Source organism: Flavobacterium aestuarii (genome assembly GCF_040049115.1).
GTDB lineage: Bacteria > Bacteroidota > Bacteroidia > Flavobacteriales > Flavobacteriaceae > Flavobacterium > Flavobacterium aestuarii.
In genome coordinates this window covers 58,343-81,837 of sequence record NZ_JBDLZZ010000018.1, presented here as the reverse complement: position 1 = coordinate 81,837, position 23,495 = coordinate 58,343, and the positions used below count along the sequence as shown (strand labels likewise).

The following is a 23,495-nucleotide window of genomic DNA, read 5'->3' as shown; positions in this document are numbered from 1 at the left end:
AATCTACAATTGGGTACTTTAAAATTTTAAAAACGTTATAACTGAAATACATTTGGACTATAAATTAATAATCGTTTCAATCATCAAAAATCTTAGAGATTAGTATCTCAAAATTTAATAACTAATTAAAAAAAAAACTAGAAATTATGACAAAAATTATCACTACAATCGCTTTTTTTATCTGCAGTTTATTGTCTGCGCAAACACAGTTTGAACAAGGAATGGGCAAAGCCTTTGCGCTTTGGGGAGAAGGCAAAAACACAGAAGCTTCGGCAATGTTTGAAAGAATTGCAGCTGCTGAAAAAAACAGTTATCTGCCAAATTATTATGTAGCCTTGATAAATACGACTTCGGCTTTTACCGAAAAAGACAAAACAAAACTCGATTTGATGCTGACAAAAGCACAGGATGCATTAGATGCTGAAATGATAAAAGACCAGAATAATGCTGAGCTGTATGTAATGCAGGCTTTGATTTACACGGCTTATGTAGTAGCTGACCCAATGACCAACGGACAGAAATATTCGGCTAAGGTAATGGAAGCTTACGCAAAAGCCAAGGCTATAGATCCTAATAATCCGAGAGCCGTTTTTGGTGAAGCAGATTATCAGCTGGGAGGTGCAAAATGGACAGGCGTTGATACTAAACCTTTATGTGCTCAGGTTGATAAAGCTGTCGAACTTTTTGGTACTTTTAAACCCGAAACAGTTTTCTCTCCAAAATGGGGAATAGAAAGAGCTTTGGAAGCTCAGAAAAACTGCAAACAATAAAAACTGATTTTAAGTACGCATAATTTATGATAACAATAAATCCTTACCTGTATTTTAATGGCAACTGCGAAGAAGCTTTTGAATTTTACAAGTCTGTTTTTGAAGCCGAATTTAAGTATATAGGAAGATATAAAGATGTGCAGCAATCAGATAAGCACATTTTTCGGGAACAGGGCGATAAAATTATGCATGTTTCACTTCCAATCAGCAAGGAAACAATATTGATGGGAGCAGATAATACCCAATTATATCATGAAGCTGTCTCGAATAACACTTTTTCTTTATCAATTAATACCGATGAAAAAGAACTTGCCGAAAAACTGTTTCAAAAACTTGCTAAAGGAGGCAGAATCAAATTAGCCATGAAAGAGACATTCTGGGGATCGTATTATGGAATTGTTCATGATAAATTTGGGATTAACTGGAAGATCAGCTTTGAAGCAAGTTAATAAGCGGAGATGGAATTATGGAACCAAAAAGGTTTTAAATATCACAATAACAGAAAAAAGACAAACTGAATGAAAGACCATGTAAATACATTTGGAAGTTTAAAAAACGGGACAATTATGTGTTTTAAGATTTCTATGGTCTTCACCATAATATTCTCTGCATTTTTAGGAGCTGATCTAAATGTGAAAAATGTATTATTAACGTTCTTATTAAGCTGTCTTTATTCTTTTGGGCTTGGTTTTGGCAATGGCTATCTGAATATTCTTCTGGATAGAAAATGGGACTGGCTCGAGCAGACTAACTTGCGGGTGTATTATGGGATTCTGGTTACGGTTTTATATACTGTTCCGGCTGTTCTTGGGATAAACTATATCATTTTTGTGATCATGCAGGATTTGCCATTAGATAAGTTTTTTAGCGAAAGAATGATTTGGATACATCTTTTCTACATCATTTTATCATTAGGAGTTTCTACTTTTATGCAGGCCCGAAGCTTTATGGTAAAATGGAAACTGGCATCCAAATTTGAAATAACACAGCAGAAGATTATAGCCGGAACGGCAAATGCACAATTCGAGAGCTTAAAAAATCAGATTGATCCGCACTTCCTTTTTAACAGCTTAAATGTGCTTAGTTCTTTGATTGAGGAAAATCCAGATAATGCACAGCGTTTTACGACTTCATTGTCTAAAATCTATCGCTATGTGCTGGAGCAGAAAGATAAAGAACTGGTTTCTGTCGAAGATGAATTGTCATTTGCAAAAACTTATATGAATCTGCTGAAAATGCGTTTTGAAAACAGTCTGTTCTACGAATTGCCAGCAGCAGACAGTATTCCTGATGCCAAAGTCGTTCCATTGTCACTGCAGCTTCTGCTCGAAAATACAGTAAAGCACAATGTAGTAAGCGAACAGAAACCATTGCACATCCGAATCTTTGTTGATGGAGATTATTTAGCTATCCAAAATGATTTACAGAAAAAAGAGGTGCTGCAGGATAGGCAGGGAGTGGGTTTGCAGAACATTGTAAATCGATACGGAATTGTAACCAACAGAAAAGTGGTAATCGAACAAAATGAACAAAATTTTACCGTAAAAATTCCAATTTTAACTAAACAGATTTCAGTTATGGAAACAAATGCAGAATATAGCGATGAAAATAGAGCGTATTTCAGAGCTAAAAAAAGAGTGGAAGAATTAAAAGGATTTTATGGAAATATAATTTCTTATTGCTGTGTGATTCCTTTTTTGGTTTTTATAAATTTAAAATATTCACCTGGTTTTCAGTGGTTCTGGTTTTCGGCTATAGGCTGGGGGTTTGGGATTATAATGCATGCTTTCAAAGTTTTTGGCTACAGTAGTGATTGGGAAGAGCGAAAAATAAAAGAATACATGGAAAAAGACAGCAATAAACAATCCTGGAAATAATATGGAAACAAATTATAAGGAAGCAGAACGTTATTATCGGGCTCATAAAAAAGTTGAAGAAATAAAGAAGTTTTACCAGCACTTAACGGTGTATCTTCTTTGCAATCCAATTGTAATAGTTGTAAATCTTATGACTTCACCTGAGTTTTTGTATTTCTGGTGGTGTATACTTGGCTGGGGAATTCCAATTGTTTTACATGGATTGAAAGCTTTTGAGTGTGCTCCTCTTTTTAATAAAAAATGGGAGGATCAAAAAATAAAAGAGATTCTGAAAAAAGAAAATAACATACAAAAATGGGAGTAATCATGGAAATTAAATATAACGAAGAGGATAAATACAACATGGCCAAAAAGAAAGTCGAGAATATTAAAGGTTTTTACGGAAATCTTACGGCTTTTATCATTGTAAATATAATTTTGATCATTATAAATCTGTTGACATCGCCAAACAGCTTATGGTTCTATTGGCCAATGATGTGGTGGGGATTGGGAGTTCTTTTTCATGGATTGAAAGTTTTTGATGTATTCCCGACACTAGGAAAAGATTGGGAAGAACGAAAAATTAAAGAGTTGATGGAAAAGGAAAAAGAGAATAAAAACAAGTGGCAATAATTAATTCAATATAAAATGGATCATTTTACAAAAAACATGTTCGGGTTCGGAGAAGATAAAAAGTATAATGAAGATGAAAACTACAATATAGCATACAAAAGAGTACAGGCAATAAAAGGATTTTATACACATCTTTTTGTTTATGTCCTGGTTAATATTGTTTTGACTCTTTTCAGTTTAAACTGGCCAGCTTTTGGAACTGCAGATTTTTATGAATTTTGGATTTTTTATCGACCTTTTTTTTGGGGAATTGGGTTGTTGTTTCATTGGTTTTCGGTCTTTGGGCGTAATCTTATATTCAGTAAACATTGGGAACAGCAAAAAATAAAACAGTTTCTGGAAAAAGAAAATAAAAACAAGTGGCAATAATTAATTCAATATAAAATGGGACGATTTACAAGACGCATGTTCGATGAAGATACAAAAGAATATAGTGCAGATGAAAACTATAATATAGCATACAAAAAAGTAAAAAGGATAAAAGCATTTTATTCTCATTTAATAGTTTATATGATTGTAAACGTGATTATTATCATATCCAGTTATAACAGGGATTTTATTGGTGACTCAGGATTCTGGAATTGGCAGACTTTTTCAACAGCTCTGTTTTGGGGAATTGGATTAATGATTCATGGAATATCAGTTTTTGGACCCGATTTGTTTTTCAATAGCAATTGGGAGCAAAAGAAAATTCAGAAATATTTGGATAAAGAAAAAGCTAAAGCCAATAAATGGGAATGAGTTCTGGTGTTTGCTGAATCCTTCAACAAGTTATATTTAATCTCTAATTTTTAACCTCAAAAAATGACCACATTAATCATTGAAGACGAAAAACCTGCAGCGAGACTGTTACAAAGAAAACTTGAAAAATTAGATATTTCGGTTGAGACAATGCTGCATTCTGTTGAAGAGTCTATTGAATGGTTTTCTAGAAATGAGCATCCGGATCTGATATTTCTGGATATACAACTATCAGATGGATTATCGTTTGAAATCTTCGAAAAAGTAAACATAAAAAGTGCTGTAATTTTTACAACTGCTTATGATGAATATGCATTAAAAGCATTCAAATTAAACAGCATTGATTACCTGTTGAAACCCATTGATGAGGATGAATTAGAAATGGCTGTTTTGAAATTTAAAGACCGATTTGGCTCAACAGGTTTTGTAGGAAATAAATCGATGCAATTGGATTTTGAACAAATCAGAAAAATGTTTTCAAACCCTTTTGAAAAAACATTTAAAAAAAGATTTACCGTAAAAATAGGGCAGCATCTCAAAGTGATTTCTACCGATGAGATTGAATGTTTTTTTAGCGAAAACAAAGGCACATATATTCATACTTTTGATAACAGAAATTATTTACTAGACTCCACATTGGAAGTTTTGGAGCAGGAAATTGATACGTCAGAATTTTATAGAATCAGCCGGAAGTTTATAATTTCGCTCAAGTCAATAAAGGAAATAGTGGTGTACAGTAACTCGAGATTGAAAATAATTTTGCCTAGTTATAAAGACGATGAGGTAATTGTCAGCAGGGAAAAGGTTTCAGATTTCAAAAACTGGATAGGCTGAAAATTACATGTATTTATTGTTTAGGTGTTTTTAGTTAAAAAACTGAATTACTGCAATTTAAACAACTACTATAGATTTTTATTATGATAGTTTTTAAACTCGAATTAATGTTTTTCTAACGGCTATTAATACCAAAATCAGCAGAGTATAAATGATAAAAAAGGGAATTATGTATTCTATCCAATGCATGGACAGCATCACTGCAATTATTAACAATTGAAAACCCAATCCGTAGATTGAAAGTAAAGTCATGAACCAATTTGGAAATGCTTTTACCTTATATGCATCTCTATCCAGTGTGTGGACAATTTTGTCAAAAATACCATAAGCAACCGTGTATACTGCGAACAAGATATCTACCGTTTTTTGGCTTTCCCCCGCCAATGCCCGAGGTGATTTATCTTCAAAAATTTTACTGGTTGTATCTCCCCCTTCTAATTTGTGCCTTAAAATTACATAATAATAATTGTACAAAGTGCCTTGCAGCTGGATTCCAATAAAGGCTAAAATTGTAGTCCATAATGCAGTTTGGGATACGTAACAGATAGCCATTAAAAGAAGAAAATTCAGGACAATATCGAATAGGCTGTCCAGGTATCTGCCAGTATAAGAGGGCTTTTTTTTTGCGCGAGCAAGTTCTCCGTCGACGGCATCAATTATTGATTTCAGAATGATGAAAAACGAGGCTAAAAAGTTATGATTTTGTACTATACAATAAACTGCAACAAGACCCGAAACACCAAAAAGAAGGGTTACGTGAATGGGGGTAAAACGAGTGCTTTTTAATTGATTTGCAAAATATCTTGCAAACGGTCTACCATAATCGGATAAATCAAGAAATTGGTTTTGAGCGGCAAGTTTTGGCATTTGTAGCGTTGAAACAATAAGATGTGACAATATAGTCGGACTACAAAAATAAAGCTATTTTAACTATTTGTTTACTAAATGATGATTTAAAAATAACAAAAAAGCTTTTGGAATAATTTTCTCATTGATGGGATGGCTATTCCAGAAGCTTTTTTAATTAGCCCTTAATGGGTATAAAAACTTATTTGCTCAATCGGTGTAAGGTATAAGTCATCGCGGTTAATAAAAAGAAAGCGACAACTTGATGTGTAAGCCCCAGCCAAAGCGGTACACTATACAAGAGTGTGAAAACACCTAACGCAAATTGTAAAAAGACTATGATGACCAATGCATTTAGCCCTTTTTGTTGTTGTGTGTCAATATTGTATTTTTTGCTTTTGAAATGAAGAAATAAAATGAGCCCGACTACAACATAGGCCAATGTTCTGTGAACTAATTGAACACCGCTCTTTCCTTCGGTAAGATTAAGAAGCAGTGTTTTTTGTTCGATAAATACACTGTCGTGAATGAGCTGTCCATCGCTCATTAAGGGCCAGTGATTGTGGATTAAGCCGGCATTTAATCCAGCAACAAAACCTCCGTAGATAATTTGCAGAAGCAAAAAGGCCAAAGCGTATCGTGCTATTTTTCGGAGTGGAATGATGGCATCTTTTTTGTCTTGATAGATTAAATCCAATGCGACCCAAAGGGTATATGCGAATGTCACAAAAGCAAAGGTAAGGTGCAGTGAAAGACGGAAATGACTCACGTCTGGATTATCAACCAAACCGCTTTTTACCATGAACCAGCCGAAAAATCCCTGTAAAGCTCCCATTCCAAGAAGCACAAAACATTTGTTTAAAGTGGCTCTGTCAATTTTTTTCTTCCACAGAAAATAAAAGAAAGGAACGATAAATACAAGGCCGATTATTCTTCCGATGAAACGGTGGAACCACTCCCAGAAATAGATGAACTTATAGTCGGATAGGGTAAAATCGTTGTGGATGTTGATTTTTTGGTACTCGGGAAACTGTTTGTATCGGTCGAAAGCTTCCTGCCATTTGGCTTCAGTAAGGGGAGGGAGTGTATCGGTAACCAAATGCCAGTCGGTCATGGATAAACCGGAATTTGTTAATCGGGTGATACCACCCACGACAACCATTACAAACACTAAAAAGCATCCAGAAAGGAGCCAGATAATTACGGATTTGTTATTTTTCATTTTATATTAAGTTTCAAAGTAGCTAAGTTGCAGAGTTACAAAGTTGATTTAACTTTGTTCATAAAGGAACTTAACATTCGTTCCAATTCTCTACTGTCTTCGTAAAGTATGTTAAAATCAGATTCAGGAATATATTTCAAGTTAAAGGCAATCTCAATTTGAGTTTGAAATTCAAACAACGAACCAAGTGCAATTGTTAAAAATTGATGGTAATCTTTATTTGTTCCTCTTCCAAATCCTTCAGCGATATTACTTGGAATTGAAATGGAACATCTTCTAATTTGAGAAGTTAAACCAAATAGTTCATCTTTTGGGAAGTTTGAAGATGCAGAATAACAATTTGTTACTAAAGCCATTGCTTTTTGCCAAATTAATAAATCTCTAAATGTTTTCATACTTCTTTTTTTGGTTAAAAAGATTTAAATTTAATATTTTGAGACAGAAAGCAAAGACTTTTTTTTGAAAGCCCTCTTACTTTGTAACTCTGCAACTTAGCTACTTTGCAACTTTCTTTAATCCCATTTTTTCTCCTTTTTTCAATACAAAAGCATAAGCAGATTCATAATCATTGGGGATTTCTCCTTCCAAAATAGCTTCTTTCACGGCATCTTTAAGCTGTCCGATTTCACGAGAAGGTTTTAAGTTGAAAATCTCCATGATTTCCTCCCCCGAAATAGGCGGTTGGAAGTTGCGTACATGGTCTCGTTCTTCGACTTCCACGATTTTTTGACGGACGATTTCAAAATTTTTATGGTATTTTTTGAATTTATTCGGGTTTTTGGTTGTGATATCCGCTTCGCAGAGAGTCATTAAATTTTCTACGTCTTCACCGGCATCAAAAACCAAACGGCGTACGGCCGAGTCAGTTACTATATCCTGCGCCAAAACGATTGGACGGGAACTCATTATAACCATTTTTTGAACAAATTTCATTTTGTGATTCAATGGCATGTGTAGGCGTTCGAATATCTTTTTTGCCATTTTTCCGCCAAGGAATTCATGTCCGTGAAATGTCCAGCCTTGTTTTTTGTTGAAACGTTTGGTAGGCGCTTTCCCGATATCGTGAAGCAAAGCTGACCAGCGCAGCCAAACATCGTCAGTATTTGGGCAAATATTGTCGACTACCTCAAGGGTATGGTAAAAGTTGTTTTTGTGAGTGTGACCTTCTATTTCTTCAACTTGGTTCAAAGCAGTTAATTCGGGAAGGATAATGTCCAAAAGTCCGGTTTTATACAATAGTAAAAAACCAACCGAAGGTTTGTCTGTTGAAAGAATTTTATTCAATTCCTCAACGATTCGTTCACCGGAGATTATTTTGATTCGCTCGGCATTTTTGGTAATCGAGTCCAATGAATTTTGTTCTATTTCGAATCCCAATTGAGTGGCAAATCGTATTCCTCTAAGCATCCGCAAAGGGTCATCTGAAAAAGTGATATCAGGGTCTAGTGGGGTTTTTATGATTTTGTTTTCCAAATCGGCAATACCACCGAAAGGATCGGAAAGATCTCCGAAAGTATTTGGATTTAAGGATAAAGCCAAAGCATTTATGGTAAAATCGCGTCTGTTTTGGTCGTCTTCCAGCGTTCCGTTTTCTACAATAGGATTTCGGCTGTCTAGATTATAGGATTCTTTTCGTGCGCCTACGAATTCAATTTCGGTATCTTCAAAACGCAGCATTGCGGTTCCATACGTTTTGAAAATTTGAACTTTAGGTTTTTTAGGTAGTAATTCGGATACTTTTAAAGCTAGTTCGATTCCGCTTCCAACGGCGACTACATCAATATCTTTTTTGAAATCCCTCTTTAAAAGTAAGTCACGTACAAATCCTCCAATGACATAACTTTCTACGTTAAGTTCTTGGGAAGCCTGTGAAATGACTTCGAATATATTATTATTAAGTGCTTTTTTGTAATTCATTATTTTTGTTTAGAGTTTAAAGTTTAAAGTTGTTTAACTGAAAACTGAAAACTGAATACTGCAAACTATTTGCGAATCACTTTTACCTGTGAATCATTAGTCAGTTTAATGATTGTAGATGCTTTTTCGGTGATTTTATCGTGGTGCAAATTTACAACATAGTCCACGCCATTTATAATTTCAGGGCTAATTTCTTTGAAACTTTTTGGGGTTGGCTGACCTGAAATATTAGCCGAAGTGGAAACTAATGGTTTCTTCATGCGTTCCATCAGTTTGTAGCAAAAAGGTTCTTTAACAATGCGCATTCCCAGTGTATTATCAGGGGCAATAATATTTGGTGCCACGTTTCTCGGCTGATCAAGTATTAATGTAGTTGGTTTTTCGGATAAATCGATAATCTGCCAAGCAACTTCCGGAATTTCCTTGAAAACATTATAGATCATTTTTTCGCCATTCATAAGGCAGATCATGCTTTGCGTTTCAGCGCGTTGTTTGAGTTTGTATATTTTAGCAATCGCTTCAGGGTTAGTTGCGTCACAGCCAATTCCCCAAACAGTATCGGTAGGGTAGAGTATGATTCCGCCTTCTTTTATGACTTCAAATGCGTTGTGTACTTCTTTATTGATATCCATTTTTTGTTTTTAATAAGTTGCAAAGATATTTATTTGAAGTTATTAAAATGGTTGTTTTAGGTAAAATGAGGGTTTTTTAGGGATTTGATCTGAAAGCTTTTTTTGAACCTAATACTATTAATCTTGATGTCGAAATACTGTTACACTTCATTTTTTAATTTTGTCAATAATAAAAAACGCTGGATTGTATAATCCCGATCCGTACACATTGCCTCATGGGATTTTAGCAGATTTTTGCGTTTTTGTCCCATTTCAATATTATTTTCATGATACACATCGCTTTTGTTGATTTTATTTTCAACAAAAGAATCGTATGCTTTTCCCCAATAATGATTTATTTGAATTGCCGAATTGCCGAAAATAGAACTGCGATGTATTCCTAATGTTATGATTTTTTTATATTGGTTAACAGGAGGCACTTTTATTCCATATATTTTTGAGTTAAAAATATGTGGGTTCTTAAATTTTGCAATTGGAAAATCCATGTTGCAAAACATTTTTGAGTAGGTACTAGGTTTAGGCCAGCATTGTGTATACTGTTCAATTACGAACTTGTCATTATCATGATACAATTTACCGCTTGATCCAAATTGCTTCCAATAAACTGCTACTCCGGGATAATTTTTATAAGACGCTAACCATGATTTTATGTCATTAGTTGCAATAGGACAAATAAATTCGTCAATATCAATAAATGTCAGCCAGTTTGTATCATTCCGATGTTTATTATAGCAGTCCTGATAGGCATCCATTTGGGAATGATTAAATGGCCAGTCAATCAAATCAACAATTCCTTTTTCAATATAAGGTTTCAGGATTTCAAGATAATTGTCATTCGAATTGTTATTGTACAGATAGAAATGGTCAATACCAATAACGATATGAAACTGAATCCATTCATCAAGAAATCTGGCTTCATCTTTAAATATGCCACAAAGACTTATGGTATGTTTGTAATTTTTTGTATTTCTGTTAAATAATCTATTTGCAAAAATTAAAAGAGGGATGAAAAGTGATATGAAAAAATACTGTATGCTGTTAATTATATCATTCTTCAAAAGTGTTTGTTTGAGGTGTCCCCGTTTTATAAAATCTCCTTTTACATAATAATTTTGATTATCCTTCATAATAATTATTCTTTGTGATTTTTGTCTAGTAAAATGCAAAAAGATACAAATCGTAATTTTATTAGAATTTGTATCTTTTTAAAAAAGAAATTGAAAGGTAATGAAATTAGCTGATTAAAAATCTTTTAAGATTTCTTTCAAATCATTGTCAAACTTTAATTCTTCGTTAATAATTTTGTTTTTATAAAATTCAAAATCCTTTAATTTATTATCAAAATCGGAAAGACTTGTTTCTAATAAAGTTATAATTTCTTTTTCTTTTTTGGGAGAATAGTCAATTTTATATTGCTCTGGTATTGAAACATCTTCAAAAAACTTAGCGCTTCCTTCTTTATTTGTAATTACGATACATCCACATATAGCGGCTTCTCTTGGTATTCTGTCTTTTCCTGGGTGATGGCCAAAATCGATATAGATTTTAGATTTCAACAGAAGTTCTTTTACTTCTGAGGGTGTCATATTTTCTATAGCTGCCCATTTTAGATGAGGAGTTTTTTCAATTAATTTTTTTGTTATTTCGTAACCCTTTTTTGGGTTATATGCAATAATATCTTCTTTGTTTGTTGAGTCGAATTGAATGTTTTTTACTTCATCAATAAAAATATCATTCAGGTAGTCTGATAGATATTTTATGTTAATTACTCCTTTGGATTTTAAAAAGTGCTCCGCATACAAGCTTTGAACCCAATGAAAATGTAGTGGATTCTTTTGAAATTTATAGTAATAACGTTTTTCTTTTAATCCTAAAAATCTTTTGATTGAAAAACTTGGCTTTTTATTTTCAGATGTAAAAAAACTGTCAACACTCAGCCACCAGATTACTTTTTTAATAGTATCATATTTAAATATTAAATTTGTATGAATTTCTGGCATAATAAAAAGATTCTCGGAATTATTTTCGATTTCTGATGAATACGGAATTTTCATATTCTCATAAAATTCATGTACAGGTTTTTTGCCTATAGTTTCATACGTATAAAACATTTTGGCATTATACCCCATCTGGATTAATTTTTGAGCTAACTGATGTAATAAAAAGGGACCTCCTGTTGCAAGGTTTGCTGGACATGCGATGTAAATAATACTATTGTTTTTATCTATTTTCATTATATTTTTTAAAACTTGTTAATGCAGAAGCTATTATTTGATGCATATCATAATACTTGTATTCTGTTAATCTTCCGCCAAAAATCACTTTTGTTTTATCGGCTTTCTTTTTATAGTTTTCGTACTTGTTTTGATTTTCTGCATTATTTATGGGGTAAAAAGCTTCTTTTTCTGAAGTCCAGTTGTCTGGATATTCTTTAGTTATAACAGTCTTTTTTTGTTTTCCAAATTCAAAATGTTTGTGCTCAATTATTCTTGTAAAAGGAACTTTTGTATCATTATAGTTTACCACTGCATTTCCCTGAAAGTTTTCCTTGTCTATGATTTCGTTTTCAAACCGTAAGGAACGGTATTCAAGCTGACCAAATTCATAATTAAAATATTCATCGATTTTACCGGTATAGACAATATCCGCTGCTAAAGATTCAAAATAAGGGCGGTTTTCAAAAAAGTCTGTGTTTAAAAGAATATCAGTATCTTTTAATAATCCATCAATAATTTTATTATAACCGCCTATAGGAATGCCCTGATATTTATCATTGAAATAATTGTTGTCATAGGTAAATCGAACAGGAAGCCTTTTTATAATAAATGCGGGGAGTTCTGATGCTTTTCTTCCCCATTGTTTTTCAGTATATTCTTTTATTAAAGTTTCGTATATATCTTTTCCTACCAGTGAAATTGCCTGCTCTTCTAAGTTTTTTGGGTCTTTTGCTCCATATAGTTTAATTTGTGCATCAATCTTTTCTTTGGCTTCATCAGGTGTAATACATCCCCAAATTTGATAAAAAGTATTCATATTAAAAGGGAGATTATATAATTTTCCTTTTGAAATAGCAATTGGTGAATTGATATAATTGTTAAAAGGTGTAAATTGATTGACGTAATCCCATATTTTTTTATCATTAGTATGAAAAATATGAGCACCGTATTTATGAACATTTATGCCTTCAATTTCTTCGCAATATACGTTTCCTCCTTGATGTTTACGTTTATCAATGACCAGGCATTTTTTGCCCGACTTAGTAGCTTCATGTGCAAAAACAGCACCAAATAGGCCAGATCCGACAATTAGGATGTCATATTTTTTATTTAATTCTAACATTTTGTTATTTATGGTTTTGTTGTCAGATAAAAAAGATAATCATACTCTGATTTGATTTATCAAATCTTCCTTCATATTGACAGATTAATTTAATTGCCTTTTTCCTCTTATTTTATCGGTTAAAGTTCTAAAAAAATAAAATACTGGATTGGATTTTTTTAGAGATTTATTACTTTTTTTGAATAAATCTAAATTAGATTCCGCTATTTCTTTAAAATCAACAGATGAATTATCTTTTATGCTGTTATACACCTTTTTAAATTTTAAATAATTACGATAATATATTCTAGTCAATCGTGCATAATCCAGATATTTTTCGGGAGCAGTATGATTAAAAATATGCTGGGCAGTGGTTAGATGATTTTTTAATCTGTTTTTATTTAGATTTCCTTTAGCACCAATCTGTTGTTCTTCGTGTATTCTATAGGATATTAATTCGTCGGTCAGATATTCTAATTTTTTTCTTGATGCAGTAATAATGGCTATCCACTCATCATGATGAAATTTGTGAATATCTGGAATAGGTAATATTAAAGATTTGATTTCCTTTTTTATACACAGCGTTGCTCCAGTAACCGTATTGGATTTAAATTTGATATGATGGTATAAATCAATGGGTTTTGGTAATTTATTTTCTATAAAACCTATAGAATTCCAAAGATTATTATCTGTAAATTTTTTATTATTGTCATTAATTAATTCGGCGTTTGAAAATACTGCTTCTGCTGTTTCATTTTCTGAAAAAAACTGAATTATTTTCTCGGCTTTATTCTTTTTCCAAATATCATCCTGATCACTTAAAAAAATATAATCACCCTTACAGATAGAAATGGCTTTTTCAAAATTTTTATTGCTTCCTAAATTTATTGGGTTTTGGTGCAAAAAGATTTTATTAGGATAGTCTACTTGAAACTGCTGTATAATTTCAATTGTTTTATCATTGGATCCATCGTCACAAATAACTATTTCATCAATTGGCAATGATTGCTGTAAGATACTTTCGATCTGGTATTTAATGAATTTTTCACCGTTATGGGTACACATCGCAACAGATGTTTTCATATTGTGTAGTGTTATATTTTGTGAATTATTTTAAATTATAATGTCAAATGGAAAAATTAAATACTATCAAAAGTATTTGGTAAGAGTTTATAAGTGATATTGTAAACTAAGCTGAAACTGCATATTTATATTTCTGTCCTCGTATTGATATTGGTAATTATTGGTTACGGCGGTGTTTAATTTGGCCTGAACATCAAGTTTTCCAAATTTTTGATATGCGTATGCATTAAACATCAAATCAACCCATTTGTTATTGTAGTCTTTATATGCATCATAAAAGAAGTCCATGTTATGTGCATATCGTTCTATTTGAATCCCCCATACTTTGTCTTTTTGCCATAGGCTAAAATCGATAGTCTGCAAGTTACTTCCAGAGCCAATACCTGCTCCAAGAACCTCTCCTTTATTGGTATAGCCATGTAAAATTGTATAATGTCGATACCATGAACCGCCAGATCTTACAATTCGATCAGCACTTTGTTCTAAATGTGTGGTTTCAAAACTTGCTTTCAAATAATTATTTTTGGTCTTGTTTAGTACAAAAAGCTTATTAAAACCAAATAGATAGGCCTTAGAATGTTCAGGCGAATGAAATAAATCAGTAATATCTTGGGAATGATCATTCCAGCCGGTTTCTCCATAAAACTCAAATTTAGATTCCTTCATTACCCATCTAAAAAAAAGGGAAGCCAATTGATCCCTGTTTTTGGCATCTTCGCCATTCAGCTTTTTTTTCTGGAAAGGTGCAAAAATAGGCATATAGTCAGAGAACCCATGCCCTAAATCATCATGATAGACCTGAATGGTTCGGTTCAATCCTAAAAATAAACCGGGAATCCATTTAGGATTATAATTTATGGATAACCCATTGATATAGCGCCAATCATTGCTTTTAGGAATTTCATAATCTTCCCCATCAATTATAAATTGTGATTTTGGACTTGTTAAACCAGAGCCTTCTAATTTGCCAGATATAATTTGTCCTTCAAAACTCCCTATAAAAGTTTCTACAGGTTGTCTGGTATTTAAGGTGAAATGAATGAAGCCAGCAGCATTATTACTCATTAACAGAGAATTTCTGGTTCCAGGACCCCACCACAAGTTTTCCGTAGATAAGCCAATGGAAAATTTATTGATATTAAGTTTGATATTACTTTGTCCCCAATTTAATTTACTATAAGATTTATTTCCAAAAAGCAACGGCAAGTCTGTATGATTTAAATTTAAGATATTGAATTCTCGAGCACGATCAGTTTCCGTTGTTGGAAAAATATCATATTCGGGATTGGAAGCATAAACATTTTCTGGTTTCAGCTGAATGCTTAAGATTCCATATTCGGCAAAAACGCCGGCACTGAGAAGCGATTGATACCCTTTGGCAGGAATCATAGCACCGTCATTCCAGCCATAAGGTGCGAAAGTATTATATTGTTGAGTCAGTGTTATTGGAAGTATTTTTATATTTAGTTTTTCATTGGTTTTTGTTTGAGTTGTGTCTACTAGATTTAAAGCCAATGGGCGCAGAGTATAAGACACAAGTGGATTTGCATTGCCTAATAATTGTTCATTTCTGCTTCTTTGTTCTATCATGTCGATAGATCCTACAGTTATATTTTGTGCTTTTAAAGATAAAAACGTCAGGATTGTGACCAATAATGAGAAATATATTTTCATAAATTTATTGTTAATATGCATGATTTCTTATAAAACATTTTAAAAATGATTTATTATAAAAAACGCAAAGATACTTTATTATTGTAGGTTTTGTTAGTTATATTTTGATATAACTGGAGAAAATCAATAAAAAACATCATTAATCCATTGATCCAAAGTATATTTTTGGAATATCACTTCTGGAATTTTTTTATATGCAGTGCTGAAAAAATCTAAAGTGATTTCAGGTTTTTTTTCATCTATGATCAAGATATTATTCGGATTATAGAAATCATAATTTTTGATGTCAGTATTTGTTGTGATAAGTTTTTTTTCTAAAAAAATACTTTCAAATACCCTGAAACTAAGCCCGTTCTGGCCTTTTCGGTTAATGTCTAATAAAATTTGAGAATTATATAAATTGTCGTTGACTTCTGATAATGGAATTGGTACCGACGTAAATTCAAGGTTAGAATCTTTGATTTTGTTCTTTTTGTGAAAAATAATGATTCTATAGTTGATTTTTTTTTCTTTTAAGTGGATTGCTATTTTTGAAAGGACTGCAGTACGCTTATCTTTGGAGCTGATGTTGTATACTTGGTACTTTTCAGGACTGGTATTATTTGCCTGCATGGGATAAATCCAATTGGTTATAAATTTTAAGTTGTTTTTTCTGCAGTCATTTTTCTCAAAAGAATATACTTCATCAAAGCAATGTAATACCTCTTTTATTTTTGGATAACGAGAGATGCTGTCATTAAAATAAGCTATTGATTTTTTTGTGTATTTCTTAAACTTGCGAATAGCCCTTGGATCGATAAAATCTCCTTTCAGAGTTAGAATTGCATCTTGCATTTCAGGATTCTCTCCCAGTTTTTTAAGTACTTGATTACCGTAATAAATATTTTTGATGTTTTTATTAAAAAATGTTTTTAAAATGAAATTATAAAGCTTAGTTCTAAAATTGGGATACTTATACTTGAATTCATAGAAATTTATATGACGAACGATATGGCCTTTTTGTTCTAAGGAGTTTTTGAGATGTTCATTAAGACCCCAATTGTCGTAACTTACTATTGTTATTTTCATTTGAAAATGATTTTAAATATACCGTGTAAAACCATGACAGATATAATTTGTAATGATTTAGTTTATTTTTGAAACTAATAAAATTGTTTTTTATTTTTGTATTTGCCTTTTTAAGGCTTCAAGAAATTTAGTACCCCAGCGTAAATCGGGTTCCATATAATTGCCTTCAGCCCATTCATTCCATGACTTTATAAAAATAATTTTATGTTCGTCGCTTTTGTTTTTAATAATTTCAACAGCTTCTTTAACATGTTCTTCAAATAATTCAGGATTAGAGCCGGTTAGGATTAGACCTTCTCGACCGCTGCGCGGGCTGTGATCCCACCCGGGAATAATACTTGGGTAGACATTCTCTTTTTTATCAATTGTATGATTAATAAAACTTTTTGAAGCTATTTCATAAGGGTATATTTTTATATTTTTTCGAAAAAACTTATTGTATCTTTTATAAAATTTTCTGTAGAATGATTTTTTTTCTGATAAAAAGTCATTTAACCGAACTGTATTTATCGCATCAATTCCGGTTTTCAGCAGTTCCTGGTCACTAATCCTAAAATCCATATTGTGGCCAATGAAATAAATACCCTCTAAACCGTTTTCTTCAGCAAGTCTGCGCCAGGTTTTTATAAATATTGGAATTTCAGAATCAGCCAATGCTTTGTAAATCATAAAAACCGGCTTGTTTTCGATTGTAATATATCTTTTGTCTTTGAAAGCTGGCAATACTTCATGAAAGTGCGCAGTATAATCTTCTATGCCAGGATATAGCTGTTCAATTAGAATGTTTCGATTTTGCAATCCATGATCAAAACCTTTCCATGTTTCGTTTGCCCACGCTAAGCAAAATGGAAAATCAGGTTCGCCAGAAGCAACGACTTCATTAAAAGGTCTTTCAATTAATCTTTTGCCATTGCCAAACCAATAATGCCAATAGCAGAATCCTTCAATTCCATACTCTCTGGCCATATCTGCTTGTGCTTTTCTGGTTTCAGGCACACGTAAATCATAGTAGCCTAAATCAGCAGGAATTCTGGGCTGGTAATGTTTTTTGAATAAAGCTTTTGCTTTGCCTACATTTGTCCACTCAGTAAATCCTTTGCCCCACCAGCTATCGTTTTCTGGAATTGGATGGAATTGTGGTAAATAAAATGCTATTATTCGGGCTTTTGTGTCCATTATTGTTTTTTGTTGGGTTGAAATAGATTTATAGGTTTTGTCTAGGTAATTGATCTTCGATGTCAATTTGCATTCTGTTTTTCTTTTTATTTTTTCTTTTCCTGAAAAAATACCGAACAGGATGTTTTTGTTTCATTTCGTGTTCGAAATTGTAATATAATTGGATAACAATATCTATCAATTCATCTATGATGGGCGTATTCGGATTGTGAACTTTCAGATTTTTAAATCTTTCATATTGCGAAAAATACCGGCAAGTTAAAAATTTGAAATCTCTGAATGATTTTGCTTCTTCAAATTTTAAAATTAGATTTTGCTCTCTGATTGATTTTTTGTCTGGATTAATAATTTTGCTGATATTCTCAATCCCTAACTGCTGTGAATTGTGCAGGCGGTAAGAAATCAGTTTATCTTTTGAGTAATATAGTGTTTTTCTTTTGGATAAAATTAAAGCAAACCATTCGTCGTGTAAAAAGTTATTGGCTGTCCTGAATGGAAAACAAAAATCTTTGACTTCTTTTTTTAGGCATAATGTGGCACCAGTCAAAAAATTGCCATTGGATATCAGGAAATCAAATAAATCAATGGGTTTGTTCATTTTAGATTCATAAAACAAAAATGAATCCCATAACGAGATGTTTTCGAAAGCAGCATTTCCTTCATTGTTTATCAATACAGCATCCGAAAAAACACCTTCAGCTTCTGGATTTTGTTCGAAAACTAATAATGTTTTTTCAGCCTTGTCATTTCGCCATATATCATCTTGGTCTGATAAAAAAATATAGTCCCCAGTGCAAAGCGCAATTGTTTTTTCGAAATTCCTATTGCTTCTTATATTGACTTCGTTTTTATAGATCTGAAAAATTTCAGGATTGTTTTTTTTATAACCTTCTAATATTGACCAAGTGCTATCTGTTGAACAGTCATCACAAACTACTATTTCATCAACTTTTAATGTTTGGTTCAGTATTGAATCAATCTGTTCTGGAAGAAATTTTTCACCATTAAAAGTGCATAGCGCAACTGATATTTTCATTTTTTGTATTGAGTATTAATGTCAAAGTTATTTTGGGCTTTGTGGTTTTTCTTATTTTTTTACAAAATTAGCTTTTTAATATAATTTTTTACAGTTTTTGATACAAAATGAAGGTTAAATTGTCTGTTTTAGTTCTTTGTAATACAATATTTTATTACGAATTATTTTGGTAAAAAATCTGTTAATTTTATTGGATCATTTTTTTTTGACGCATTAATCAATTAATAAATATACTTTTGTAAAAAATATATTTTAATGCGAGTGCTATACTTTTACCCCGAAAATCCTCTGCTTTTGACACAAGGCAGTAATACAAGAGCTAATGCGCTGTTACATTATTTTAAAAGCCGCTCTATTGAAGTTGATTTTGTGGGAGTAGAGTCTGATTCTTTTTCAGCAGATTCTATAAAGGAGCTTGAATCTAGTAACTTAATTCAAAAAGGTTATTTGTTGAAAGAATTTAAAAGAAAGAAGAATAAAATAAAATATTTTTTTTGTTATTCTCTTCCTAATTTAATTTTTGGAAGAATAAAGCATTTCAATAGAATCCGGTTTACGCACCAGTCTCAGTTTAATAATATTTTAAAATCAAGAGAATATGATTATATCATAATTTCTTATGCATATTGGTCTGGATTGGTTATAAATAATCAATATGTTAAAAATGCAAAACTTTGTATTGACACTCACGATTTTTTGACTTCACAGTTCCAAAATGTAAAAAATTTTAATCTTGGCAGATATTTTCAAAAAGAAATAGAATTGCTTAATGAATTTGATAAAATATTAGTCATTTCTTCCGAAGAGAATTACCTTTTTTCCCAATTTGTCAAAAAAGAAGTGATTGCACTTTCGCATATAATAGAGAATAATTTCGATAAAACTACTGATAAAAAAGAATATGATTTAATTTATGTTGCGGGTAGTAATCCTCATAATATCATAGGTGCTGATTGGTTTTTTAATAAGGTTTATCCTTTGTTGAAGGAAGAGATAAGCATTCTTGTAATAGGTAAAATATCGGGGTATATTGCAGATTTTGAAAATGTCGAAAAGTTGTTTTTTGTGGATAATATCGAGAATTATTATTCAAAAGCAAAGGTTGCTATTTGTCCCATGTTTTCGGGCACTGGTTTAAAAATTAAAGTTATTGAAGCTATGTCATTTGGTTTGCCGATTGTGTGTAATCATAGAGGGGTAGATGGATTATACAATAAAATTAATAATGGATGTCTAGTGACAAATACACCTCAAAAATTTGCTGATAATATAGAATTATTGCTTAATGACAAAGAAAAATACGCAGAAATATCCAATTATAGCAAAGAATATTTTGTTGGAAATAACGATAAACAAAGCTGTTATGAAAAAATTGATGTCATTTTTGAAAGTATTGCTTTTAACAGTAAATAATTACTGAATTTAAGTTAATTACGTTCGATTTATCCATCATTTTAACCGACAGGATGTGATATAAACTTAAAATTTTTGGAAGAGATATATTAGTCATATAGAATTTATATCTCAAAACTTAATGTAAAATATACAGTCAAATAAAAATGAAAGTAGCGTTAGTAACGGGAATTACGGGACAAGACGGAGCTTATTTAGCCGAATTATTATTGTCCAAAGGATATATGGTTCATGGAATCAAAAGAAGAAGCTCTTTGTTTAACACGGAGCGTATCGATCATATTTATGAAGATCCGCATGTCAATAACCAGCATTTTAGATTGCATTATGGTGATTTAAGTGATTCGACTAACCTGATCAGGATTATCCAGGAAACACAGCCAGATGAAATCTATAATCTTGGAGCAATGAGCCACGTGAAGGTAAGTTTTGATATTCCGGAATATACTGCAAATGCTGATGGAATTGGAACTCTACGAATTCTTGATGCCGTGCGGTTATTGGGACTGACTAAAAAAACTAAAATTTATCAGGCATCAACTTCAGAATTGTATGGTTTAGTGCAAGAGGTTCCCCAAAAGGAAACAACACCTTTTTATCCCCGTTCACCTTATGCAGTTGCAAAAATGTATGCATATTGGATTACAGTAAATTATCGCGAGGCATACGATATGTTTGCTTGTAATGGTATTTTATTTAACCATGAAAGCCCAAGAAGAGGAGAAACGTTTGTTACCAGAAAGATAACGCGTGCAGTTGCACAAATGGCTTTAGGAATGCAGGATATCCTGTTTATGGGAAATATTGATTCCCAAAGAGATTGGGGACATGCAAAAGATTATGTCGAAGCGATGTGGTTAATCCTGCAGCAGGATGTTCCAGAAGATTTTGTAATATCCACAGGGGTAACAACTTCGGTCAGGGATTTTATCAGGCTGTCATTTAGAGAAGCTGGTGTTGAGTTAGAATTTAAAGGAGAAGGAATAGAAGAAAAGGCTATTGTCGTTTCAACTTCGAATCCTGATTTTGCTTTTAAAGCTGGCCAGACCGTCGTTAGAATTGATCCAGCTTATTTCAGGCCAACTGAAGTAGACCTTTTGATTGGTGATAACACAAAAGCAAAAACGAAATTAGGCTGGAGCCCTAAATATACTTTAGAAATGTTAGTTAAGGAAATGGTGGAAGCGGACATAGAAATTTTCAGAAAAGAAAAATATTTTAAGAATAATCAATAGTAGAATATGGAATTTAATTCAAAAATATTTGTTGCAGGCCATCGAGGTATGGTGGGCAGTGCTATACTGAAAGACCTTGAGAAAAGTGGATTTAAGAATATAGTTGTAAGGACTTCAAGTGAATTAAATTTGATTGATCAATTAGCTGTGGCTGAATTTTTTGAATCTGAGAAACCAGAATATGTTTTTCTCGCTGCTGCAAAAGTTGGTGGTATCGTAGCAAATAATAGAGACAGAGCTGATTTTTTATATGAAAATATCCTGATTCAAAGTAATGTAATTCATCAATCCTATAAAACAGGTGTGAAGAAATTACTTTTTTTAGGCTCCACATGTATTTATCCTAAATTAGCCCCGCAGCCCTTAAAAGAAGAATATCTTTTGACAGGATTGCTTGAAGAAACTAACGAACCGTATGCTATTGCAAAAATTGCAGGCATTAAAATGTGCGATGCTTATAGAAAGCAGTATAATTGCAATTTTATATCAGTGATGCCAACCAATTTATATGGACTTAACGATAATTATGATTTAGAAAATTCACATGTTCTTCCTGCTTTGCTGCGAAAATTTCATGAAGCAAAATTGAATCAGGATGAAGAGGTTGTGGTTTGGGGTTCTGGAACTCCGCTGAGAGAATTTTTACATGCGACCGATATGGCAAATGCATGTGTTTATTTAATGCAGAATTATAATGAGGAAGGTTTTGTTAACATTGGTACTGGCAAGGAAATTTCGATAGCAGCGTTAGCTTTACTTGTTAAAGAAATTGTTGGTTTTGAGGGTAATATTGTTTTTGATACAACAAAACCAGATGGTACACCACGTAAACTAACAGATACTGCTAAATTAAATAATCTGGGCTGGAAATATTCCATAGAACTAGAAGATGGAATTAAAGAAGTGTATCAACGAAAGTTTTTGTCACTTTAAGGCAGCACTTTTGAAAAACAATTGAAATTGGCATAGGTTTCAATATTTGATATGAAAATTTAAAGAAATTAAGCAATATAAAGAGTATGTTAGATGTTATAGGTTAATATAACAGATCAGTAGCGCCATAAATTATAAATTAATTTTTGCTGGGATATAGCATCAATTGTTTTCATTCAAAAATGGGTACGATTTAAGTAAAATTTAATAGGATTTCTATTTTTAATATTAGTAGGTTTGTATTTTGAAATTTAATACAATTAAGATGCCGAAAATATCTGTTATTACAGTTAACTATAATGACAAAAAAGGCCTTTCTAAAACATTAGAGAGTGTTGTAAACCAGACTGACAAAAAATTTGAATATATTATAATTGATGGTGGCAGTTCTGATGGAAGTAAAGAGCTGATTGAACAATATTCAAAGCACATTGATTATTGGGTTAGTGAGCCGGATAAAGGCGTTTTTAATGCAATGAACAAAGGCATAAAAGCTGCAACAGGAGACTTTGTTATTTTTATGAATGGAGGAGACTGTTTTTGTAATAATACAGTCCTGCAGGAAATAGAACCGTTATTAGATGAAAATTTTGATATTTATTATGGAAACAATTATAAACAGACACCTAATTCTAAAAGATTAAAAACGTATTCTGAAAAACTGAATTTTTCTTTTTTTTATACTAGTTCAATAAATCACCAATCTACATTTATCAGAAAATCACTTTTTGAGAAGTATTTTTATTATAACGAAGAGTATAAAATTGCTTCTGACTGGGAATTTTTTATTTATACAATATGCCATGTAAATGTTCCATATAAGTATATTAACAAAACGATAGCTGTTTATGATTTTACTGGAATTTCGTCAAATCCAAAATTTTCCAGTATATATAAGGAAGAAAAGAACATAACTTATAAAAAATACTTTCCAGCATTTTATGAAGATTATGAAGATGTAAGTGAGTTGAATTCAAAAAGATTTTTGCAGTTTCAGCATATTAAAAAGTATAAAATTGCATGGAAAATTCAAAAAGGATTTATGAATCTGTTATTACTCTTTTTACCAAAAAGATATTAAAGAGCGTTATAAATCAATTGTAAAAAC

Annotated in this window: 25 protein-coding genes; 12 read left to right on the top strand and 13 right to left on the bottom strand. The window is 32.0% G+C overall.

The window, feature by feature from the left end:
* Nucleotides 1-146 precede the first annotated feature (146 nt).
* From ABEG11_RS16475 to ABEG11_RS16440, 8 genes are all read left to right on the top strand, one after another.
* Entirely contained in the window at nt 147-770 is a 624-nt protein-coding gene (locus ABEG11_RS16475; protein ID WP_348825278.1) for a hypothetical protein, read from the top strand.
* Nucleotides 771-796: 26 nt separating this feature from the next.
* Nucleotides 797-1,219, top strand: coding sequence for a VOC family protein (locus tag ABEG11_RS16470; protein WP_348825277.1), 423 nt, complete (start codon nt 797-799; stop codon nt 1,217-1,219).
* A 69-nt stretch (nt 1,220-1,288) separates the two neighbouring features.
* Complete coding sequence (locus tag ABEG11_RS16465) at nt 1,289-2,647, top strand: 2TM domain-containing protein (protein ID WP_348825276.1); 1,359 nt, start codon at nt 1,289-1,291, stop codon at nt 2,645-2,647.
* A gap of 1 nt (nt 2,648) precedes the next feature.
* The gene (locus tag ABEG11_RS16460; RefSeq protein WP_348825275.1) at nt 2,649-2,951 is read left to right on the top strand and encodes a 2TM domain-containing protein; all 303 of its coding nucleotides are present in this window, start codon (nt 2,649-2,651) and stop codon (nt 2,949-2,951) included.
* Nucleotides 2,952-2,953: 2 nt separating this feature from the next.
* Nucleotides 2,954-3,259 (top strand): 2TM domain-containing protein, encoded by a 306-nt coding sequence (locus ABEG11_RS16455; RefSeq protein ID WP_348825274.1) that lies wholly within the window; start codon nt 2,954-2,956, stop codon nt 3,257-3,259.
* 15 nt (nt 3,260-3,274) lie between these two features.
* Entirely contained in the window at nt 3,275-3,628 is a 354-nt protein-coding gene (locus tag ABEG11_RS16450; RefSeq protein ID WP_348825273.1) for a 2TM domain-containing protein, read from the top strand.
* Between the two features lie 15 nt (nt 3,629-3,643).
* Nucleotides 3,644-4,000: a 2TM domain-containing protein gene (locus ABEG11_RS16445; protein ID WP_348825272.1), complete on the top strand. Its 357-nt coding sequence runs from the start codon at nt 3,644-3,646 to the stop codon at nt 3,998-4,000.
* Nucleotides 4,001-4,063: 63 nt separating this feature from the next.
* Nucleotides 4,064-4,834 (top strand): LytR/AlgR family response regulator transcription factor, encoded by a 771-nt coding sequence (locus ABEG11_RS16440; protein ID WP_348825271.1) that lies wholly within the window; start codon nt 4,064-4,066, stop codon nt 4,832-4,834.
* A 93-nt stretch (nt 4,835-4,927) separates the two neighbouring features.
* On the opposite strand, the gene ABEG11_RS16435 is transcribed toward ABEG11_RS16440, so the two are convergent.
* The 13 genes from ABEG11_RS16435 to ABEG11_RS16375 all read right to left on the bottom strand — a co-directional run bounded on the left by ABEG11_RS16435 (nt 4,928) and on the right by ABEG11_RS16375 (nt 18,806).
* Nucleotides 4,928-5,701, bottom strand: a complete 774-nt coding sequence (locus ABEG11_RS16435) for a CDP-alcohol phosphatidyltransferase family protein (RefSeq protein WP_348825270.1) — start codon at nt 5,699-5,701, stop codon at nt 4,928-4,930.
* A gap of 181 nt (nt 5,702-5,882) precedes the next feature.
* Nucleotides 5,883-6,902, bottom strand: a complete 1,020-nt coding sequence (locus ABEG11_RS16430; protein ID WP_348825269.1) for a COX15/CtaA family protein — start codon at nt 6,900-6,902, stop codon at nt 5,883-5,885.
* 35 nt (nt 6,903-6,937) lie between these two features.
* Complete coding sequence (locus tag ABEG11_RS16425) at nt 6,938-7,297, bottom strand: four helix bundle protein (protein WP_348825268.1); 360 nt, start codon at nt 7,295-7,297, stop codon at nt 6,938-6,940.
* A gap of 100 nt (nt 7,298-7,397) precedes the next feature.
* The gene (locus tag ABEG11_RS16420) at nt 7,398-8,819 is read right to left on the bottom strand and encodes a CCA tRNA nucleotidyltransferase (RefSeq protein WP_348825267.1); all 1,422 of its coding nucleotides are present in this window, start codon (nt 8,817-8,819) and stop codon (nt 7,398-7,400) included.
* Between the two features lie 65 nt (nt 8,820-8,884).
* Nucleotides 8,885-9,451, bottom strand: a complete 567-nt coding sequence (locus ABEG11_RS16415) for an L-threonylcarbamoyladenylate synthase (RefSeq protein WP_348825266.1) — start codon at nt 9,449-9,451, stop codon at nt 8,885-8,887.
* Between the two features lie 140 nt (nt 9,452-9,591).
* Nucleotides 9,592-10,578 carry a glycosyltransferase family 92 protein gene (locus tag ABEG11_RS16410; protein ID WP_348825265.1) on the bottom strand — a complete coding sequence of 329 codons (987 nt, stop codon included), beginning with the start codon at nt 10,576-10,578 and terminating at the stop codon, nt 9,592-9,594.
* Between the two features lie 114 nt (nt 10,579-10,692).
* Complete coding sequence (locus ABEG11_RS16405; RefSeq protein ID WP_348825264.1) at nt 10,693-11,685, bottom strand: hypothetical protein; 993 nt, start codon at nt 11,683-11,685, stop codon at nt 10,693-10,695.
* Nucleotides 11,672-12,790 carry a UDP-galactopyranose mutase gene (gene glf, locus ABEG11_RS16400; RefSeq protein WP_348825263.1) on the bottom strand — a complete coding sequence of 373 codons (1,119 nt, stop codon included), beginning with the start codon at nt 12,788-12,790 and terminating at the stop codon, nt 11,672-11,674. The genes ABEG11_RS16405 and glf overlap by 14 nt, the downstream gene beginning before the upstream one ends.
* Before the next feature lie 84 nt (nt 12,791-12,874).
* Nucleotides 12,875-13,852: a glycosyltransferase family 2 protein gene (locus ABEG11_RS16395; RefSeq protein WP_348825262.1), complete on the bottom strand. Its 978-nt coding sequence runs from the start codon at nt 13,850-13,852 to the stop codon at nt 12,875-12,877.
* A gap of 87 nt (nt 13,853-13,939) precedes the next feature.
* Nucleotides 13,940-15,526, bottom strand: a complete 1,587-nt coding sequence (locus ABEG11_RS16390; RefSeq protein WP_348825261.1) for a capsule assembly Wzi family protein — start codon at nt 15,524-15,526, stop codon at nt 13,940-13,942.
* A 123-nt stretch (nt 15,527-15,649) separates the two neighbouring features.
* Nucleotides 15,650-16,594, bottom strand: a complete 945-nt coding sequence (locus ABEG11_RS16385) for a WaaS/CpsH family glycosyltransferase (protein ID WP_348825260.1) — start codon at nt 16,592-16,594, stop codon at nt 15,650-15,652.
* 90 nt (nt 16,595-16,684) lie between these two features.
* Nucleotides 16,685-17,770, bottom strand: a complete 1,086-nt coding sequence (locus tag ABEG11_RS16380; protein WP_348825259.1) for a glycosyltransferase WbsX family protein — start codon at nt 17,768-17,770, stop codon at nt 16,685-16,687.
* Nucleotides 17,771-17,798: 28 nt separating this feature from the next.
* Nucleotides 17,799-18,806: a glycosyltransferase family 2 protein gene (locus ABEG11_RS16375; protein WP_348825258.1), complete on the bottom strand. Its 1,008-nt coding sequence runs from the start codon at nt 18,804-18,806 to the stop codon at nt 17,799-17,801.
* A 255-nt stretch (nt 18,807-19,061) separates the two neighbouring features.
* Here ABEG11_RS16375 and ABEG11_RS16370 point away from each other — a divergent pair, with 255 nt between their 5' ends.
* The 4 genes from ABEG11_RS16370 to ABEG11_RS16355 all read left to right on the top strand — a co-directional run bounded on the left by ABEG11_RS16370 (nt 19,062) and on the right by ABEG11_RS16355 (nt 23,468).
* The gene (locus tag ABEG11_RS16370) at nt 19,062-20,219 is read left to right on the top strand and encodes a glycosyltransferase (RefSeq protein WP_348825257.1); all 1,158 of its coding nucleotides are present in this window, start codon (nt 19,062-19,064) and stop codon (nt 20,217-20,219) included.
* Nucleotides 20,220-20,365: 146 nt separating this feature from the next.
* Complete coding sequence (gene gmd / locus ABEG11_RS16365) at nt 20,366-21,454, top strand: GDP-mannose 4,6-dehydratase (protein ID WP_348825256.1); 1,089 nt, start codon at nt 20,366-20,368, stop codon at nt 21,452-21,454.
* A gap of 6 nt (nt 21,455-21,460) precedes the next feature.
* Nucleotides 21,461-22,387, top strand: coding sequence for a GDP-L-fucose synthase family protein (locus ABEG11_RS16360; RefSeq protein ID WP_348825255.1), 927 nt, complete (start codon nt 21,461-21,463; stop codon nt 22,385-22,387).
* 265 nt (nt 22,388-22,652) lie between these two features.
* Complete coding sequence (locus ABEG11_RS16355) at nt 22,653-23,468, top strand: glycosyltransferase family 2 protein (RefSeq protein WP_348825254.1); 816 nt, start codon at nt 22,653-22,655, stop codon at nt 23,466-23,468.
* Nucleotides 23,469-23,495 lie beyond the last annotated feature (27 nt).

What these genes read in the sequence shown, in the direction of transcription:
- ABEG11_RS16435 (WP_348825270.1), bottom strand. Translation starts at nt 5,701, where the DNA reads ATGCCAAAACTTGCCGCTCAAAACCAATTTCTTGATTTATCCGATTAT.
- ABEG11_RS16410 (WP_348825265.1), bottom strand. Translation starts at nt 10,578, where the DNA reads ATGAAGGATAATCAAAATTATTATGTAAAAGGAGATTTTATAAAACGG.
- ABEG11_RS16460 (WP_348825275.1), top strand. Translation starts at nt 2,649, where the DNA reads ATGGAAACAAATTATAAGGAAGCAGAACGTTATTATCGGGCTCATAAA.
- glf (WP_348825263.1), bottom strand. Translation starts at nt 12,790, where the DNA reads ATGTTAGAATTAAATAAAAAATATGACATCCTAATTGTCGGATCTGGC.
- ABEG11_RS16395 (WP_348825262.1), bottom strand. Translation starts at nt 13,852, where the DNA reads ATGAAAACATCTGTTGCGATGTGTACCCATAACGGTGAAAAATTCATT.
- ABEG11_RS16380 (WP_348825259.1), bottom strand. Translation starts at nt 17,770, where the DNA reads ATGGACACAAAAGCCCGAATAATAGCATTTTATTTACCACAATTCCAT.
- ABEG11_RS16465 (WP_348825276.1), top strand. Translation starts at nt 1,289, where the DNA reads ATGAAAGACCATGTAAATACATTTGGAAGTTTAAAAAACGGGACAATT.
- ABEG11_RS16425 (WP_348825268.1), bottom strand. Translation starts at nt 7,297, where the DNA reads ATGAAAACATTTAGAGATTTATTAATTTGGCAAAAAGCAATGGCTTTA.
- ABEG11_RS16475 (WP_348825278.1), top strand. Translation starts at nt 147, where the DNA reads ATGACAAAAATTATCACTACAATCGCTTTTTTTATCTGCAGTTTATTG.
- ABEG11_RS16440 (WP_348825271.1), top strand. Translation starts at nt 4,064, where the DNA reads ATGACCACATTAATCATTGAAGACGAAAAACCTGCAGCGAGACTGTTA.
- ABEG11_RS16405 (WP_348825264.1), bottom strand. Translation starts at nt 11,685, where the DNA reads ATGAAAATAGATAAAAACAATAGTATTATTTACATCGCATGTCCAGCA.
- ABEG11_RS16360 (WP_348825255.1), top strand. Translation starts at nt 21,461, where the DNA reads ATGGAATTTAATTCAAAAATATTTGTTGCAGGCCATCGAGGTATGGTG.
- ABEG11_RS16455 (WP_348825274.1), top strand. Translation starts at nt 2,954, where the DNA reads ATGGAAATTAAATATAACGAAGAGGATAAATACAACATGGCCAAAAAG.
- ABEG11_RS16355 (WP_348825254.1), top strand. Translation starts at nt 22,653, where the DNA reads ATGCCGAAAATATCTGTTATTACAGTTAACTATAATGACAAAAAAGGC.
- ABEG11_RS16430 (WP_348825269.1), bottom strand. Translation starts at nt 6,902, where the DNA reads ATGAAAAATAACAAATCCGTAATTATCTGGCTCCTTTCTGGATGCTTT.
- ABEG11_RS16385 (WP_348825260.1), bottom strand. Translation starts at nt 16,594, where the DNA reads ATGAAAATAACAATAGTAAGTTACGACAATTGGGGTCTTAATGAACAT.
- ABEG11_RS16420 (WP_348825267.1), bottom strand. Translation starts at nt 8,819, where the DNA reads ATGAATTACAAAAAAGCACTTAATAATAATATATTCGAAGTCATTTCA.
- ABEG11_RS16445 (WP_348825272.1), top strand. Translation starts at nt 3,644, where the DNA reads ATGGGACGATTTACAAGACGCATGTTCGATGAAGATACAAAAGAATAT.
- ABEG11_RS16390 (WP_348825261.1), bottom strand. Translation starts at nt 15,526, where the DNA reads ATGAAAATATATTTCTCATTATTGGTCACAATCCTGACGTTTTTATCT.
- gmd (WP_348825256.1), top strand. Translation starts at nt 20,366, where the DNA reads ATGAAAGTAGCGTTAGTAACGGGAATTACGGGACAAGACGGAGCTTAT.
- ABEG11_RS16450 (WP_348825273.1), top strand. Translation starts at nt 3,275, where the DNA reads ATGGATCATTTTACAAAAAACATGTTCGGGTTCGGAGAAGATAAAAAG.
- ABEG11_RS16470 (WP_348825277.1), top strand. Translation starts at nt 797, where the DNA reads ATGATAACAATAAATCCTTACCTGTATTTTAATGGCAACTGCGAAGAA.
- ABEG11_RS16370 (WP_348825257.1), top strand. Translation starts at nt 19,062, where the DNA reads ATGCGAGTGCTATACTTTTACCCCGAAAATCCTCTGCTTTTGACACAA.
- ABEG11_RS16415 (WP_348825266.1), bottom strand. Translation starts at nt 9,451, where the DNA reads ATGGATATCAATAAAGAAGTACACAACGCATTTGAAGTCATAAAAGAA.
- ABEG11_RS16375 (WP_348825258.1), bottom strand. Translation starts at nt 18,806, where the DNA reads ATGAAAATATCAGTTGCGCTATGCACTTTTAATGGTGAAAAATTTCTT.